This is a genomic window from Nocardiopsis terrae (genome assembly GCF_014651695.1).
Taxonomy (GTDB): Bacteria; Actinomycetota; Actinomycetes; order Streptosporangiales; family Streptosporangiaceae; genus Nocardiopsis; species Nocardiopsis terrae.
This window is the reverse complement of record NZ_BMXJ01000003.1, coordinates 80,054-93,603: the sequence shown is the minus strand read 5'-3', so window position 1 is coordinate 93,603 and position 13,550 is coordinate 80,054. Positions and strand designations below refer to the sequence as shown.

Sequence of the window (13,550 nt, the reverse complement as noted above, 5' to 3'; positions counted from 1 at the left end):
GCACCAACACCCCTGAACAGCCGAAGAAGGAATCCGTATGCCCCCCGCCGAACGCTTCCCCCTGGCCGTCATCGGAGCCGGACAGGCCGGTCTGGCCACCGTGCACGCCGCCAACCGGCGCGGACTGCACCCACTCGTCCTGGAGGCCTCCGACCGGGCGGGCGGGTCGTGGCCGCACCACTACGACAGCCTGACCCTGTTCTCCCCGGCGCGCTTCTCCTCCCTGCCCGGCCGACCGGTGCCGGGTGAACCGGACCGGTACCCGGTGCGCGACGAGGTCGTGGCCTACCTGCGCGACTACGCCGCCCGCCTGGACGCCGACTTCCGCTACGGCCAGCGGGTGGCGGGGGTCGAGCGGAGCGGGAACGGTTTCCTGCTCACCACCGCCGACGGCTCGCGTTTCGAAGCGGTCACCGTGGTGTGCGCGACCGGTGGTTTCACCCGACCGCACCGCCCCGACCTGCCCGGGCTGACGGACTTCACCGGGACCGTGGTGCACACCGCCGACTACCGCTCCCCCGCCCCGTTCACCGGTCAGCGGATCGTGGTGGTCGGCGGCGGCAACTCGGGGGTGCAGATCGCGACCGAACTCGCCGGGGTCGCCCGGGTGAGCCTGGCCAGCCGGGCCCCGGTGGCCTGGGCCGAGCAGCGCCCCCTGGGGCGGGACATCCACTGGTGGTTCGCGCGCAGCGGTCTGGACGCCGCTCCGCTGCGCCGGTTGTGGGAGAGGGGGCCGACGCTGGTCAACGACGACGGGCGTCACCGGGCCGCCTTCGCCTCGGGCAACCCCGACCGCCGGGAGATGTTCACCCGGCTGGACCAGGACGAGGTCACCTGGTCCGACGGGACCGTGGAGGGGATCGACGCCCTGGTCCTGGCCACCGGCTACCGGCCCGCGCTGGGCTACCTCTCCGATACGGGCGCCCTGGACGGTGAGGGGCGCCCGCTGCACAGGGGCGGGGTCTCCACCACCGTTCCCGGGCTGGGTTACGTCGGTCTGGAGTTCCAGCGCTCCTTCTCCTCGGCGACCCTGCGCGGGGTCGGCCGGGACGCCCGACACGTGCTGCGCCGACTGCGGCCCCGGGCGTGACCAACGGTTTCCACGGGTGTGCCGGGGGCCAAGTCCTCCGGGCGCACCCGGGCTAGCGCTCTGCCAGCTCCCGGACGATCTCGGCGACGGCGCCCTTGGCGGTGCGCCCCGCGCCGATGATCGTGGCCGAGGCGGCACCGGTCCAGTCCCCGTAGCCGAGCAGGTGCAGCCGGGGTTCGGCGACCGCACGGGTCCCCTCCACCGCCACCCGTCCGTCCGGGCCCAGTCGGCCCAGCGGTTCCAGATGGTGCAGAGCGGGCCGGAAACCGGTGCACCACAGCACCGCGTCGCAGTCCCAGGTGGTGCCGTCCGCCCAGGCCACCCCGGTGGGGGTCAGCCGGTCGAACATCGGCTCGGCCTTGAGCGCACCCCGGTCCCGGGCCCGGCGCACACTCGGCACCGCCACGATGTCACCCAGGTCGCCGACCCCCTGCGCGCTCTCCCCCCGTTCGGCGGCCTGCTGGCTACGCGTGGCGATGGAGAACAGCGCCCGGCCGTCGACGTCGTCGGGCAGGAGCCGGGGCGGGCGCCGGGTGGCCCAGAGGGTTTCGGCGACCGGGGAGAGCTCGGCGAGGATCTGGGCCGCGGAGTTGCCGCCGCCGACCACCGCGACGCGCTGCCCGGCGAACTCTTCCGGGCTCCGGTAGTCGACGGTGTGCAGCTGCCTGCCCGCGAAGACTCCGCGGCCCGGCAGGTCGGGCAGGTGCGGGGCACTCCAGGTGCCGGTCGCGCTGATCACGTACCGGGCCCGCCAGTTCCCCCGGTCGGTGCGCACCCGCAGGCGGTCCCCGGCCCTCTCGACGCCCTCGACGCGGACCGGACGCCGGACGGGCAGATCGTAGCGGCGTTCGTACTCGGACAGGTACCAGGCCGTGTGCCGTGCGGACGGGTACTCCCGGCCCTCCTCCTCGGGCATCCACCAGCCGGGCAGCATGCTGTGCCCGGCCGGGGAGAACAGCCGGAGCGAGTCCCAGTACCGCGGCCACGAGCCGCCCGGTTCCGCGCCCCCGTCCAGGATCGCGAAGTCGAGCCCGGTGCGCCGCCCGGCCCGGCGCAGGAAGTAGCCCGCGGCGAGCCCGGCCTGTCCACCGCCGACCACCACGACGTCGACCTCGTGTCCGCGGGTGCCCATCCTCGTTCTCCGTTCCGTCCGGCGGGGCCGCTACCGGTTTCTGGTCGCGGCCTGCGCCATGCGCTGCTGCGGTGCCCGGCCCGCGCACACCCGTGTGCGGGCCGGGCACCCGTTGTTCCTACCGGCGTTCGGGGGTGAAGCGTCTGCGCCAGGCCAGCGAGACGTACACCAGGGCGACGAGCACCGGGACCTCGATCAGCGGGCCGACCACCCCGGCCAGCGCCTGCCCGGAGGTGACGCCGAACGTGGCGATCGCGACCGCGATGGCCAGTTCGAAGTTGTTGCCCGCGGCGGTGAAGGCCAGCGTGGTGGTGCGGTCGTAGTCCATTCCGATCGCCTTGCCGAAGGCGAAGGTACCGAACCACATGATCACGAAGTAGGCCAGCAGCGGGACGGCGATGCGGGCCACGTCCAGGGGCTGGTTGGTGATCCTCTCCCCCTGGAGGGCGAACAGCAGCACGATGGTGAACAGCAGCCCGTACAGCGCCCAGGGGCCGATCCGGGGCAGGAACGCCGACTCGTAGCGCTCCCGGCCCATCCGTCGCTCACCAAGCGTGCGGGTGAGGAACCCGGCCACGAGCGGGATGCCGAGGAAGATCACCACGTTGAGGGCGATCAGCCAGGGGGACACGTCGAGTCCGCCGGTGTCCAGGCCCAGCCAGCCGGGCAGCAGGTCCAGGTAGAACCAGCCCAGGGCGCCGAAGACCAGCACCTGGAAGACCGAGTTCAGGGCGACCAGGACGGCGGCGGCCTCGCGGTTGCCGCAGGCCAGGTCGTTCCAGATGATCACCATGGCGATGCAGCGGGCCAGGCCGACGATGATCAGGCCCGTGCGGTACTCGGGCAGGTCGGCCAGGAAGATCCAGGCCAGCGCGAACATCACCGCCGGGCCGACGACCCAGTTGACGACCAGGGAGGTGACGAGCAGGCGCCGGTCGCGGGTGACGGTGTCCAGGCGGTCGTAGCGGACCTTGGCCAGGACCGGGTACATCATCACCAGCAGGCCGATCGCGATGGGCAGGGAGATCCCGCCGATCTCCATCGAGGCCAGGAGTTCGTTCAGGCCGGGGACCAGGCGGCCCAGGCCCAGGCCGACGGCCATGGCGAGCAGGATCCACACCGCCAGGAACCGGTCCAGGGTGGACAGCTTCGCCACCGTGGAGACGTCAGCGCTTCCGGGGGTGGTCTCGGGGGTGGTCTCGGGGCGCCCCATCAGCAGGGCCGCCTGTTCTGCGCGGCGCCCGTCGCGCGGGCGGTGGCCGCCAGGTCGGCCAACCCCGCGGAAAGGGACTCCAGGACCTCCGGGCGCAGCCGGTAGTAGGTGAACCGGCCGCACGGCTCGGTCTCGACCACCCCGGCCTCGCGCAGCAGGCGCAGGTGGTTGGACAGGTTGGTCTGGCGTGCGCCCGTCTCGGCCGTCAGGTGCGTGGTGCACAGGGTCTCGCGGGCGAGCAGGGTGACGATCCGCATCCGGAGCGGGTCGGCCAGGACCTTCATCAGGTCATCATCAACTGACATCAGCATGCGCTGATATTATCCCATCGACCGTCACCGGTGTGTCCCCGGGTGCGCCCCCTGCTCCACCGGGGGTCGGACCGGGACAGCACCCACCGTCCCCGAACCGGAACAGAGGCATCCACCATGGCCGGAACCGACAAGCCGTCCGTCCTGTTCGTCTGCGTGCACAACGCCGGACGCTCCCAGATGGCGGCGGCCTGGCTGCGCCACCTGTCCGAGGGCAGGATCGAGGTCCGTTCGGCGGGCTCGGCCCCCGCGGACTCACTCAACCCCGCGGTCGTCGAGGCCATGGCCGAGGTGGGGATCGACATCTCCGCCGAGAGGCCGAAGGTCCTCACCCACGACGCGGTCGAGACCTCCGACGTGTGCGTCACCATGGGCTGCGGCGACACCTGCCCGATCTTCCCCGGCAAGCGCTACCTGGACTGGACGCTCCCCGACCCCGCCGGTCAGGGCGTGGCGGCCGTGCGCCCCATCCGCGACGACATCCGCGGGCGGGTGGCGGAACTCGTCGACGAGCTCCTCCCCGGCTGAACCACTCGGCCGTGACCGCCCGAGGCTGCTGCCTCGGGCGGCCCGAGACCGCTGCCCCGGTCGGTTCACACCGGTTCGCGCTCCCTGCCTCCGAACTCCCCCAACCCCGGTGATCTTGCTACCAGGGGCGATTTCGGCGCCGAAGTAGCCCCTGGTAGCAAGATCACCGCGAGAAAAGGGACCCGGGACCGCCGCCCCGGGCCGGACACTGGAGGAGGCCGGGACGGCATGGCACGATGGCCCGGGTGACCAGCAGACCCACCACCGAGCAGCACCTGGGCGACCTCGCCCGGCTGCGCCGCGTACGCGACCGGATCGACCGCGAGTACGCGCTACCACTGAACGTCGAGGCCCTGGCCCGGGACGCGCACATCTCGGCGGGGCACCTCAGCCGCGAGTTCCGGCGCGCCTACGGCGAATCGCCCTACTCCTACCTGATGACGCGGCGCATCGAGCGCGCGATGGCGCTGCTGCGCCGCGGCGACCTCAGCGTCACCGAGGTGTGCTTCGAGGTCGGCTGCTCCTCCCTGGGCACCTTCAGCACCCGCTTCACCGAGCTGGTCGGGATGCCGCCCAGCGCCTACAGGCTCCGGTCCGCGGACGAGACGGCGGGGATGCTGCCGTGCGTGGCCAAACAGGTCACCAGACCGATCAGGAATCAAGAAGCGCGGTCGGGGGGCCGGGGCTAGCGTTACGGACATGGACATCACCATTCACGCGAGCTTCCTTCCGCACACCGACCCGGAGGTCTCCCTGGCCTTCTACCGGGACACCCTCGGTTTCGAGGTCCGCGGCGACGTCGGATACGAGGGGATGCGCTGGATCACGGTCGGCCCCGTGGGCCAGCCCGACACCTCCATCGTCCTGGAACCGCCGGTGGCCGACCCCGGGGTCACCGACGAGGAGCGCAGGACCATCGTCGAGATGATGGCCAAGGGCACCTACGGCTTCGTCAACCTGGCCACCCCCGACGTCGACGGCACCTTCGAGCGGCTGGAGGCCAGCGGCGCCGAGGTCGTGCAGGAGCCGACCGACCAGCCCTACGGCGTCCGCGACTGCGCCTTCCGCGACCCCGCGGGCAACCTCCTGCGCATCCAGGAGCGGCGCTGACCCGGAAGGGCCGACACGGAAGGCACACCCAGCACCGCCGCGCAGAGGGAGAGACGATGAGCAAGGCCCCGACGGCACGGACGCCGTCACCCGCACCGCACCCGGCCGACAGCCACGAGCTGATCCGGGTGCACGGCGCCCGGGAGAACAACCTCAGGGACGTCAGCATCGAGATCCCCAAACGCCGCCTGACGGTGTTCACCGGGGTCTCGGGGTCGGGCAAGAGCTCCCTGGTGTTCAACACGATCGCCGCGGAGTCGCAGCGGATGATCAACGAGACCTACAGCACCTTCGCGCAGGGTTTCATGCCCACGATGCCCAGGCCCGAGGTCGACGTCCTGGACGGTCTGACCACCGCGATCATCATCGACCAGGAGCGGCTGGGTGCCGACCCGCGCTCCACGGTCGGCACCGCCACCGACACCAACGCGATGCTGCGCATCCTCTTCAGCCGGTTCGGGCATCCGCACATCGGTTCGCCGCACGCGTTCTCCTTCAACGTCGCCTCGGTCCGGGCCAGCGGCGCGATCACCGTCGAACGCGGCGACCGCAAGACCGTGAAGCAGACGTTCACCCGCACCGGCGGCATGTGTACGCACTGCGAGGGGCGGGGCTCGGTCTCCGACTTCGACCTCACCCAGCTGTACGACGACTCCAGATCGCTCTCCGAGGGCGCGTTCACCATCCCGGGCTGGAAGTCGGACGACTGGTGGACCGTGCGGACCTACAAGGCGTCGGGCTTCTTCGACCCGGACAAGCCGATCCGCGACTACACCGAGCAGGAGATGCGGGACTTCCTGTACCACGAGCCGGTCAAGGTGAAGGTGGAGAAGTCGAACCTGACCTTCGAGGGGCTGATCCCCAAACTCAGGAAGTCGTTCCTGGCCAAGGACAAGGAGGCGATGCAGCCGCACATCCGGGCCTTCGTGGAGCGCGCGGTCACCTTCACCCCCTGCCCCGAGTGCGGGGGGACCCGGCTCAGCGAGGCCGCCCGGTCCGCCAGGATCAGGGGGCTCAACATCGCCGAGGTCTGCGCGATGCAGATCAGCGACCTGGCCGGGTGGGTGCGCGAGTTGGACGAGCCCTCCGCCGCTCCCCTGCTGAGCGCGCTGCGGCAGACCCTCGACTCGTTCGTGGAGATCGGGCTGGGGTACCTGTCGCTCGACCGCTCGGCTGGCACGCTCTCCGGCGGCGAGGCGCAGCGCACCAAGATGATCCGCCACCTGGGCTCCTCGCTGACCGACACCACCTACGTCTTCGACGAACCCACCGCGGGCCTGCACCCCCACGACGTCCGGCGGATGAACAACCTGCTGCTGCGGTTGCGGGACAAGGGAAACACGGTGCTGGTCGTGGAGCACGAACCCGAGACGATCGAGATCGCCGACCACGTCGTCGACCTCGGCCCGGGCGCCGGTTCGGCGGGCGGCACCGTCTGCTTCGAGGGCACGGTGGAGGGGCTGCGCGCCAGCGGCACCGCCACCGGTCGGCACCTCGACGACCGGGCCGTGCTGAAGGAGAAGGTGCGCGCCCCCGAGGGCACCCTGCGGATCCGCGGCGCGGGCAGGCACAACCTGCGCGACGTGGACGTGGACGTCCCGCTCGGGGTGCTCACCGTCGTCACCGGTGTGGCCGGGTCGGGCAAGAGCTCCCTCGTACAGGAGGCGCTGGCCAGGGGGGCCGGGGTCGACTCCTCGGGTGTGGTCTCGATCGACCAGAGTCCGATCCGCGGTTCGCGGCGCAGCAACCCGGCCACCTACACCGGGCTGCTCGATCCGGTCCGCAAGGCCTTCGCGAAGGCCAACGGGGTCAAGCCCGCGCTGTTCAGCGCCAACTCCGAGGGCGCCTGCCCCGTCTGCAAGGGGGTCGGGGTCGTCTACACCGACCTGGGGTTCATGGCCAGTATCGCCACCACCTGCGAGGAGTGCGAGGGTCGGCGGTTCGACACCTCGGTGCTGGAGTACCGGCTGGGCGGCCGCGACATCAGCGAGGTGCTGGCGATGTCGGTGGCCGAGGCAGCCGGGTTCTTCGGCTCCGGTGAGGCGGGGACGCCCGCGGCGCACCGGATCCTCACCCGGCTGGACGAGGTCGGGCTCGGTTACCTCAGTCTCGGCCAGCCGCTCACCACCCTGTCCGGCGGTGAGCGGCAGCGGCTCAAGCTGGCCGTCCACATGGCGGAGGAGGGCGGTGTGTACGTCCTGGACGAGCCGACCACCGGCCTGCACCCCGCCGACGTCGAGCATCTGTTGGGCCTGCTCGACCGGCTGGTCGACTCCGGCAAGTCGGTCATCGTGATCGAGCACCACCAGGCGGTCATGGCACACGCCGACCGGATCATCGACCTCGGCCCCGGGGCGGGCCACGAGGGCGGCCGGGTCGTGTTCGAGGGCACCCCCGCCCAGCTCGTCGCCGCCCGTTCCACTCTCACCGGCGAGCACCTGGCGGACTACGTCAACACCTAGTACCGCGACGGCAGGTCGCGGCGCGCGGGTCGCACACGGCTGCGGTGTGCGGCCCGCGCCGGGTTCGGCGCGTGCTCACGGGCCCCCGCCGGGCCCGCTCGTGTCCGGCGTGTGCGGGCCGGGAGGCCGGGCGCGGTCACCGCCCGGGGCCGGTTCGCGCCCGGTATACGACACCGTGTCCTCGGGGTTGCGCGGCCTTGGTGTTGTCTTTCCCACGCACCCAATGTGGTTTCAAGCACTACCAAAGTGCTGGTCAGCGCATACATTGCACATATGAAGTTTATCGGATCGATACCCAAGTTCATGTTTGCCGTGACCACGAGCCTGCTGATCACCGCAGGCCTGCTCCTGGCCGGAGCGGGCGCCGCTTCCGCGGACACGAACGAGGACAAGGCCGTCGCCGCGACCCTGAACGACGAGCTGAGCTCCGACATGGCCGGCCACATGACCGACGAGTACGTCTCCCACGCACGTGAGGTGGTCGAGGCGGCGCAGGAGCGCGACCTGGACGAGCGCGCCGCCACCATCGCGATCGCCACCGTCATCGTCGAGACCCACATGAACAACTACCCGGGCGGCGACCGCGACAGCGTCGGCCTGTTCCAGCAGCGCGACCACTACGGTTCGAAGGAGGAGCGCCTCGACCCCACCTGGGCCGCCAACGCCTTCTACGACGAGCTGGAGTTCGTCTACCCCGGCGGGAGCTGGGACGACGAGCCGATCGGCGACGTCGCCCAGGACGTGCAGCGCTCCGCCTACCCGGACCGGTACGGGTACCAGGCCGACGACGCCGAGGTCATCGTGAACCACCTCTGGTAACAGAGGGACCAAGGATCGGACATGGAGCGTGCAAACCCCGCTCTTGCACGCTCACGACACGAGGCCGGAGAACGGCAACGGGTTGGTCAGCAGGTCACAGGTAAACGGAATCCCTGAGCAAGGCCGCCGCCGCGCACATCGTGCCGGCGGCGGCCTGCTGAACGGAGCCGGACCCCGCGGGGTCCGGCTCCGTTCTGCTGGATCCACACCTTCCGCTCCCCAACCAGGTGCGGCCGCTCCGTCATCGCCGGGGCGGCCGCACCTACCTCGGATCCACGGCACGCCCCCGCACCAGGCCCCGGGCAAGCCGGATCACCTGGCGCCAAGGCGTGGCCGATACGTGTCAGAGCGGGTTGAGGCGAGCCTTGAGCAGGCAGAACTCGTTGCCCTCGGGGTCGGCCAGGACATGCCACTGCTCCTGCCCCGTCTGACCGATCTCGGCCGGGCGCGCACCGAGGGCGAGAAGGCGTTCGAGTTCGGCGTCCTGATCGCGGTCGGTGGCGTTGACGTCGATGTGCAGCCGGGGCTTCCCCGGCTCCGGCTCGTCCCTGCGGCTGAGGATGATCGTCGGCTGCGCACCGCCGAACCCTTCGCGCGGGCCGATCTCCACCATCTCGCCGTCCTCGCGATCGAGTACGACGAAGTCCAGGACCTCGCACCAGAACCGCGCCAGCACCTCGGGGTCGTGACAGCCGAGGACGAGCTCACTGATACGACATGCCATGAACGAAACCTGCTCTCAGTTCGGGGAGCCGCCGGGGAGACCACAGGAGAAACCTCGTGCGGCCCCGTCGGCAGAACGACTCCGTGACCGTACCGAAGCAGGAAAACGCGGACAAAGTATTTTCGGGGCTGACCGGGCCCGGACATCCGGGCGGGCCCGTTGACCACACGCGGTGGCGGAGTTGACTCCAGGACACGGAGCTGGCTTCAGAACACTAGGCGTCGGCCTGCGCGTCCGCCCGGTGGTGCCTGCCGATGGGGAGCATGAGGGGTTTGCCCGAGGTGGGGTCGGTGATGATGCGGCTGTGCATCCCGAACACCGCGTGCACCGTCTCCGGGGTGAGCACCCGCTCGGGCGGGCCCGCCGCGTGCAGCCTGCCGGAGGCGAGCGCGATGAGGTGGTCGGCGTAGCGCGCCGCCAGGTTGAGGTCGTGCAGGACCAGCACGATCGTGGTGCCGCGTGCGGTGTTGAGGTCGGTGAGCAGGTCCAGAACCTCCACCTGGTGGCTGACGTCCAGGAACGTCGTCGGCTCGTCGAGGAGCAGCAGGTCGGTGCGCTGGGCCAGGGCCATGGCGATCCAGACGCGTTGGCGCTGTCCGCCCGAGAGCTCGTCGACGGGGCGGTCGGCCAGGTCGACCGTCCGCGTCGTTTCGAGGGCCTCGGCGACGGCCTCGTCGTCCTGCCTGCTCCAGCGGGAGAGCATCCTCTGGTGGGGGTGCCTCCCGCGCCCGACCAGGTCGCTCACGGTGATGCCCTCGGGGGCGACCGGTGACTGGGGCAGGAGGCCGAGCGTGCGCGCGACCGCCTTGGGCTGGAGTCGGTGCACCTCCTGACCGTCGAGGAGCACCCGCCCGCTCCGGGGCGTCAGCAGCCGCGACATCGAGCGCAGCAGCGTGGACTTGCCGCAGGCGTTGGCGCCGACGATCGCGGTGATCCGGCCCGGCGGGATCGCGAGGTCGAGGGACTCGATGACGTCGCGGTCCTTGTAGCCGAGCGTCAGTTCCTCGACGAGGAGTGAATGGTCCGTGGTCACAGGGAGCCTCCCACGCGGTTGGTCCGGACGATGAGGTAGACGAGGTAGGGGGCGCCGAGCACACCGGTGACGACCCCGACCGGGAAGCGGGTCCCGAAGGCGAACTGGCCGCAGAAGTCGGCGACCAGGACCAGGAGCGCGCCGACCAGCGCTGAGGGCACCAGCAGGGAACCGTCCGAGCCCACCAGCCGCGCGGCGATCGGTCCGGACAGGAAGGCGACGAAGGCGATCGGCCCGGCCGCGGCGGTGGCGAAGGAGATGAGTCCGACCGCGCCGACGACGGCCAGGAGCCGGGTGCGGTCCACCCGCACGCCCAGGGCCGAGGCGGTGTCGTCGCCCAGTTGGAGCGCGGAGAGGTTGTCCGAGAGCCCCAGGAGCAGGGGGCCGAGCAGGAGCAGCGCGACGACGACCGGGAGCGCCCCGTTCCAGGTGGCGCCGTTGAGGCTGCCGGTCAGCCACCGCATCGCCTCCTGCAGGTCCCACATGGCGGCCCGGTCGAGGATGTAGGAGGTGAGGCTTTCGAGCATCGCCGCGACGCCGATCCCGATCAGGATGAGCCTGGTGCCGGAGACCCCGCCCTTGAACGACAGGGCGTACACGGCCAGGGCGACGGCCAGGCCGGCGACGATCGCGAAGGCCGACACCCCTGCTCCGTCGAGGGAGAGCACCACGATCGCGAAGGTCGCCGCCGCGCTCGCCCCCGCGCTGATCCCGATGATGTCCGGGCTGGCGAGCGGGTTGCGCAGCATGGTCTGGAAGGTGACCCCGCACAGCCCGAAGGCCAGCCCGGCGGCGACCGCCAGGACGGCCCGGGGCAGCCGGAGCCGTCCTACGGTGAAGGAGGCTCCCGGTACGTCCTGTCCGAGGAGCACCCGGACGACGTCGCCGGGCGGGTAGAAGGTCTGCCCGACCATGAGGGTGGTGGCGAACCCGAGGACGATCAGGGCGGCGAGGACGCCGATCACGACGCGCCGTCGGCGCGCACGGCGCACCCGACCGCGGGCGACGGTCTCGACGGTCTCGACGGTCTCGACGGTGGAGATGCTCACAGGGCACGAACCTTCTGACGTCGGACGATGTAGATGAAGAACGGGGCGCCGACCAGGGCGGTCACGATCCCCACATCGACCTGTCCGGGGCGTGCCACCACGCGGCCGACCACGTCGGCCGCGGTCAGCAGCGCGGCGCCGCCCAGGGCCGAGAACGGCAGCAGCCAACGGTGGTCGACGCCGACGAGCAGACGGCACATGTGCGGCACGACGAGACCGACGAACCCGATCGGTCCGGTGACGGCGGTGCTCGCCCCGCACAGCACGACCGAGCCGACGGAGGCACCGATCCGCAGGGCCTCGACGCGTTGGCCCAGACCGGCGGCGAGCTCGTCGCCGAGGGCGAGCAGGTTGAGCCCCCGGGCCGAGAGCAGGCAGACGAGGAACCCGGCCGTGAGGAAGGGGAGCACGTGCGCGATGGACTCGTACGTGCCGCCGCCGACCCCGCCGATCTGCCAGGAGCGCACCCCGTCGGCGATGTCGTTGCGGGGCAGTACGACGGCGCTGATGAACGAGGACAGGGCGGCGGAGGTGGCCGCACCGGCGAGGGCGAGCTTGAGCGGTGTCGCGCCGCCGCGCCCCAGGGAGCCGATGACGTGGACGAACAGCGCGGTCAGCCCGGCGCCGATGATCGCCGTCCAGATGAAACCGGTGGCGGAGGCCACCCCGAGGAAGGCCATGCCGGTGACGACGGCGAGTGAGGCTCCCATGTTCACGCCCAGGATGCCGGGGTCGGCCAGCGGGTTGCGGGTCACGCCCTGCATGACCGCGCCGGAGACGCCGAGGGCGGCGCCGACGAGGACGGCGAGCAGGGTGCGCGGGATCCGTTTGGCGACCGCGGCCTGGTCGAACCCCTCGGCGGACCCGCCGAACGCGGCGACGATGTCGGCCCACTGGACGTCGCGGGAACCGACGGCGACCGAGGCGAACATGATCCCCAGCAGGGCACCGAGGACGAGGAGCAGCCAGAGGGGTTTACCCCGGTGCGGGGGCCGCGCGGTGGCGGCCCCCGCCTGGTCGGGGGAGTCTCGCGTGATCACTGTGCCCCGTCAGCGGCCTCGGCCAGGAGCGACAGGTAGTCGTCGAGGACCCACGAGATCGACAGCGGGGTCGGGTTCGCGGCCGTGCCGAGCGGGCTGTCCCCGGGCAGGCTGACCACCGCGGAGTTGCGCACGGCGGGCATCTGGGACAGCAGCGGGTCGCCCTCCAGGGCGGTCACCAGCTCCTCGCCGCCGTAGGTGACGATGACGTCGACGTCGTCGAAGGCGTCCGCGCGTTCGGCGCTGTGGGTGAGGGAGAACTGGTCGGTCTCGGCGGAGGCGTCCGCGACGCTCTGCGGGGTCTGGAGTCCGATGTCGTCGAAGAACAGCGCGCGGGTGTCGTGTGTGGTGTAGAAGCTGACCTCGCTGAGGTCGGTGGTGTCCACGTGGGTGAGGAACATCGCCGAGGCGCCCTCGATCTGCGGGTGCTCCGCGACCGCCTCGGTGATCTCGTCCTCGAGCCCGGCGATGAGCTCGGCGCCCTCGTCGGCCATGCCGAGTGCGGCGCTGTTCAGCTCGATCGTGTCCCGCCAGGACGTGCCCCAGGCGGTTTCCGGGTAGGCGACGACGGGGGCGATCTCGCTGAGGGTGTCGTAGTCCTCCTGGATCAGCCCGGAGTAGGCGGCGAGGATCACGTCGGGCCGGGTGTCCGCGACCGCCTCGAAGTCGATGCCGTCCGTCTCGTCGAACAGGACGGGGGTCTCGGCGTCCAGTTCCTGGAGCTTCTCCTCGACCCACGGCAGGACGCCGTCGTTGTTGTCGTCGCCGAAGTTGGCGGCGGCCATGCCCACCGGTACGACGCCCAGGGCCAGGGGGACCTCGTGGTTGGCCCAGTTCACCGTCGCGACCCGTTCGGGCTCGGACTCGATGGTGGTCGTGCCGAGGGCGTGCTCGACCTCGACGGGGGTCCAGTCCCCGGAGGAGTCGGCGGCGCCCTCCTGGTCCGGGGCGGAGGAGCAGGAGGCGAGGGTGAGGGGGAGCAGCGCTGCTGTGGCGAGCACGGCCAGCTTGGGGAGACGGGGCATGGTTTCCTTCCGGT

At 71.3% G+C, this 13,550-nt stretch carries 14 protein-coding genes; 6 read left to right on the top strand and 8 right to left on the bottom strand.

Annotation, left to right across the window (positions count from 1 at the left end):
- Positions 1 to 37 precede the first annotated feature (37 nt).
- A complete protein-coding gene (locus IE195_RS08275) occupies positions 38 to 1,090 on the top strand; it encodes a flavin-containing monooxygenase (RefSeq protein ID WP_191269258.1) in 1,053 nt (350 codons plus the stop codon).
- A gap of 52 nt (positions 1,091 to 1,142) precedes the next feature.
- Here the strand turns inward: IE195_RS08275 and IE195_RS08270 are convergent, their stop codons facing one another.
- The 3 genes from IE195_RS08270 to IE195_RS08260 form a co-directional block, all read right to left on the bottom strand.
- Positions 1,143 to 2,222 carry an ArsO family NAD(P)H-dependent flavin-containing monooxygenase gene (locus IE195_RS08270; protein ID WP_191269256.1) on the bottom strand — a complete coding sequence of 360 codons (1,080 nt, stop codon included), beginning with the start codon at positions 2,220 to 2,222 and terminating at the stop codon, positions 1,143 to 1,145.
- Between the two features lie 118 nt (positions 2,223 to 2,340).
- Positions 2,341 to 3,435 (bottom strand): ACR3 family arsenite efflux transporter, encoded by a 1,095-nt coding sequence (arsB, locus tag IE195_RS08265; protein ID WP_225942450.1) that lies wholly within the window; start codon positions 3,433 to 3,435, stop codon positions 2,341 to 2,343.
- Positions 3,435 to 3,719 (bottom strand): ArsR/SmtB family transcription factor, encoded by a 285-nt coding sequence (locus IE195_RS08260; RefSeq protein WP_225943268.1) that lies wholly within the window; start codon positions 3,717 to 3,719, stop codon positions 3,435 to 3,437. Before IE195_RS08260 ends, arsB begins: the two co-directional genes overlap by 1 nt.
- Positions 3,720 to 3,863: 144 nt before the next feature.
- On the opposite strand from IE195_RS08260, the gene IE195_RS08255 reads away from it, so the two are divergent.
- From IE195_RS08255 to IE195_RS08235, 5 genes are all read left to right on the top strand, one after another.
- Positions 3,864 to 4,274 carry an arsenate reductase ArsC gene (locus IE195_RS08255; protein WP_191269252.1) on the top strand — a complete coding sequence of 137 codons (411 nt, stop codon included), beginning with the start codon at positions 3,864 to 3,866 and terminating at the stop codon, positions 4,272 to 4,274.
- Positions 4,275 to 4,510: 236 nt separating this feature from the next.
- Positions 4,511 to 4,963: a helix-turn-helix transcriptional regulator gene (locus IE195_RS08250; RefSeq protein ID WP_191269250.1), complete on the top strand. Its 453-nt coding sequence runs from the start codon at positions 4,511 to 4,513 to the stop codon at positions 4,961 to 4,963.
- 10 nt (positions 4,964 to 4,973) lie between these two features.
- Positions 4,974 to 5,384, top strand: a complete 411-nt coding sequence (locus IE195_RS08245; RefSeq protein ID WP_191269248.1) for a VOC family protein — start codon at positions 4,974 to 4,976, stop codon at positions 5,382 to 5,384.
- 56 nt (positions 5,385 to 5,440) lie between these two features.
- Positions 5,441 to 7,846: an ATP-binding cassette domain-containing protein gene (locus tag IE195_RS08240; protein ID WP_191269245.1), complete on the top strand. Its 2,406-nt coding sequence runs from the start codon at positions 5,441 to 5,443 to the stop codon at positions 7,844 to 7,846.
- Between the two features lie 273 nt (positions 7,847 to 8,119).
- Positions 8,120 to 8,665, top strand: coding sequence for a hypothetical protein (locus IE195_RS08235; RefSeq protein ID WP_225942451.1), 546 nt, complete (start codon positions 8,120 to 8,122; stop codon positions 8,663 to 8,665).
- Between the two features lie 343 nt (positions 8,666 to 9,008).
- On the opposite strand, the gene IE195_RS08230 is transcribed toward IE195_RS08235, so the two are convergent.
- The 5 genes from IE195_RS08230 to IE195_RS08210 all read right to left on the bottom strand — a co-directional run bounded on the left by IE195_RS08230 (position 9,009) and on the right by IE195_RS08210 (position 13,536).
- A complete protein-coding gene (locus IE195_RS08230) occupies positions 9,009 to 9,389 on the bottom strand; it encodes a VOC family protein (RefSeq protein WP_191269243.1) in 381 nt (126 codons plus the stop codon).
- Between the two features lie 214 nt (positions 9,390 to 9,603).
- Entirely contained in the window at positions 9,604 to 10,422 is an 819-nt protein-coding gene (locus IE195_RS08225) for an ABC transporter ATP-binding protein (protein WP_191269240.1), read from the bottom strand.
- Positions 10,419 to 11,471: a FecCD family ABC transporter permease gene (locus tag IE195_RS08220; protein WP_191269238.1), complete on the bottom strand. Its 1,053-nt coding sequence runs from the start codon at positions 11,469 to 11,471 to the stop codon at positions 10,419 to 10,421. Before IE195_RS08220 ends, IE195_RS08225 begins: the two co-directional genes overlap by 4 nt.
- Positions 11,468 to 12,511 carry a FecCD family ABC transporter permease gene (locus IE195_RS08215; RefSeq protein ID WP_191269236.1) on the bottom strand — a complete coding sequence of 348 codons (1,044 nt, stop codon included), beginning with the start codon at positions 12,509 to 12,511 and terminating at the stop codon, positions 11,468 to 11,470. Before IE195_RS08215 ends, IE195_RS08220 begins: the two co-directional genes overlap by 4 nt.
- The gene (locus tag IE195_RS08210; RefSeq protein WP_191269234.1) at positions 12,508 to 13,536 is read right to left on the bottom strand and encodes an iron-siderophore ABC transporter substrate-binding protein; all 1,029 of its coding nucleotides are present in this window, start codon (positions 13,534 to 13,536) and stop codon (positions 12,508 to 12,510) included. Before IE195_RS08210 ends, IE195_RS08215 begins: the two co-directional genes overlap by 4 nt.
- Between the last annotated feature and the right edge of the window lie 14 nt (positions 13,537 to 13,550).

Excerpts from the sequence above, each read along its gene's own strand:
- IE195_RS08275 (WP_191269258.1), top strand. The coding sequence starts at position 38 with ATGCCCCCCGCCGAACGCTTCCCCCTGGCCGTCATCGGAGCCGGACAG.
- IE195_RS08270 (WP_191269256.1), bottom strand. The coding sequence starts at position 2,222 with ATGGGCACCCGCGGACACGAGGTCGACGTCGTGGTGGTCGGCGGTGGA.
- arsB (WP_225942450.1), bottom strand. The coding sequence starts at position 3,435 with ATGGGGCGCCCCGAGACCACCCCCGAGACCACCCCCGGAAGCGCTGAC.
- IE195_RS08260 (WP_225943268.1), bottom strand. The coding sequence starts at position 3,719 with ATGAAGGTCCTGGCCGACCCGCTCCGGATGCGGATCGTCACCCTGCTC.
- IE195_RS08255 (WP_191269252.1), top strand. The coding sequence starts at position 3,864 with ATGGCCGGAACCGACAAGCCGTCCGTCCTGTTCGTCTGCGTGCACAAC.
- IE195_RS08250 (WP_191269250.1), top strand. The coding sequence starts at position 4,511 with ATGGCCCGGGTGACCAGCAGACCCACCACCGAGCAGCACCTGGGCGAC.
- IE195_RS08245 (WP_191269248.1), top strand. The coding sequence starts at position 4,974 with ATGGACATCACCATTCACGCGAGCTTCCTTCCGCACACCGACCCGGAG.
- IE195_RS08240 (WP_191269245.1), top strand. The coding sequence starts at position 5,441 with ATGAGCAAGGCCCCGACGGCACGGACGCCGTCACCCGCACCGCACCCG.
- IE195_RS08235 (WP_225942451.1), top strand. The coding sequence starts at position 8,120 with ATGAAGTTTATCGGATCGATACCCAAGTTCATGTTTGCCGTGACCACG.
- IE195_RS08230 (WP_191269243.1), bottom strand. The coding sequence starts at position 9,389 with ATGGCATGTCGTATCAGTGAGCTCGTCCTCGGCTGTCACGACCCCGAG.
- IE195_RS08210 (WP_191269234.1), bottom strand. The coding sequence starts at position 13,536 with ATGCCCCGTCTCCCCAAGCTGGCCGTGCTCGCCACAGCAGCGCTGCTC.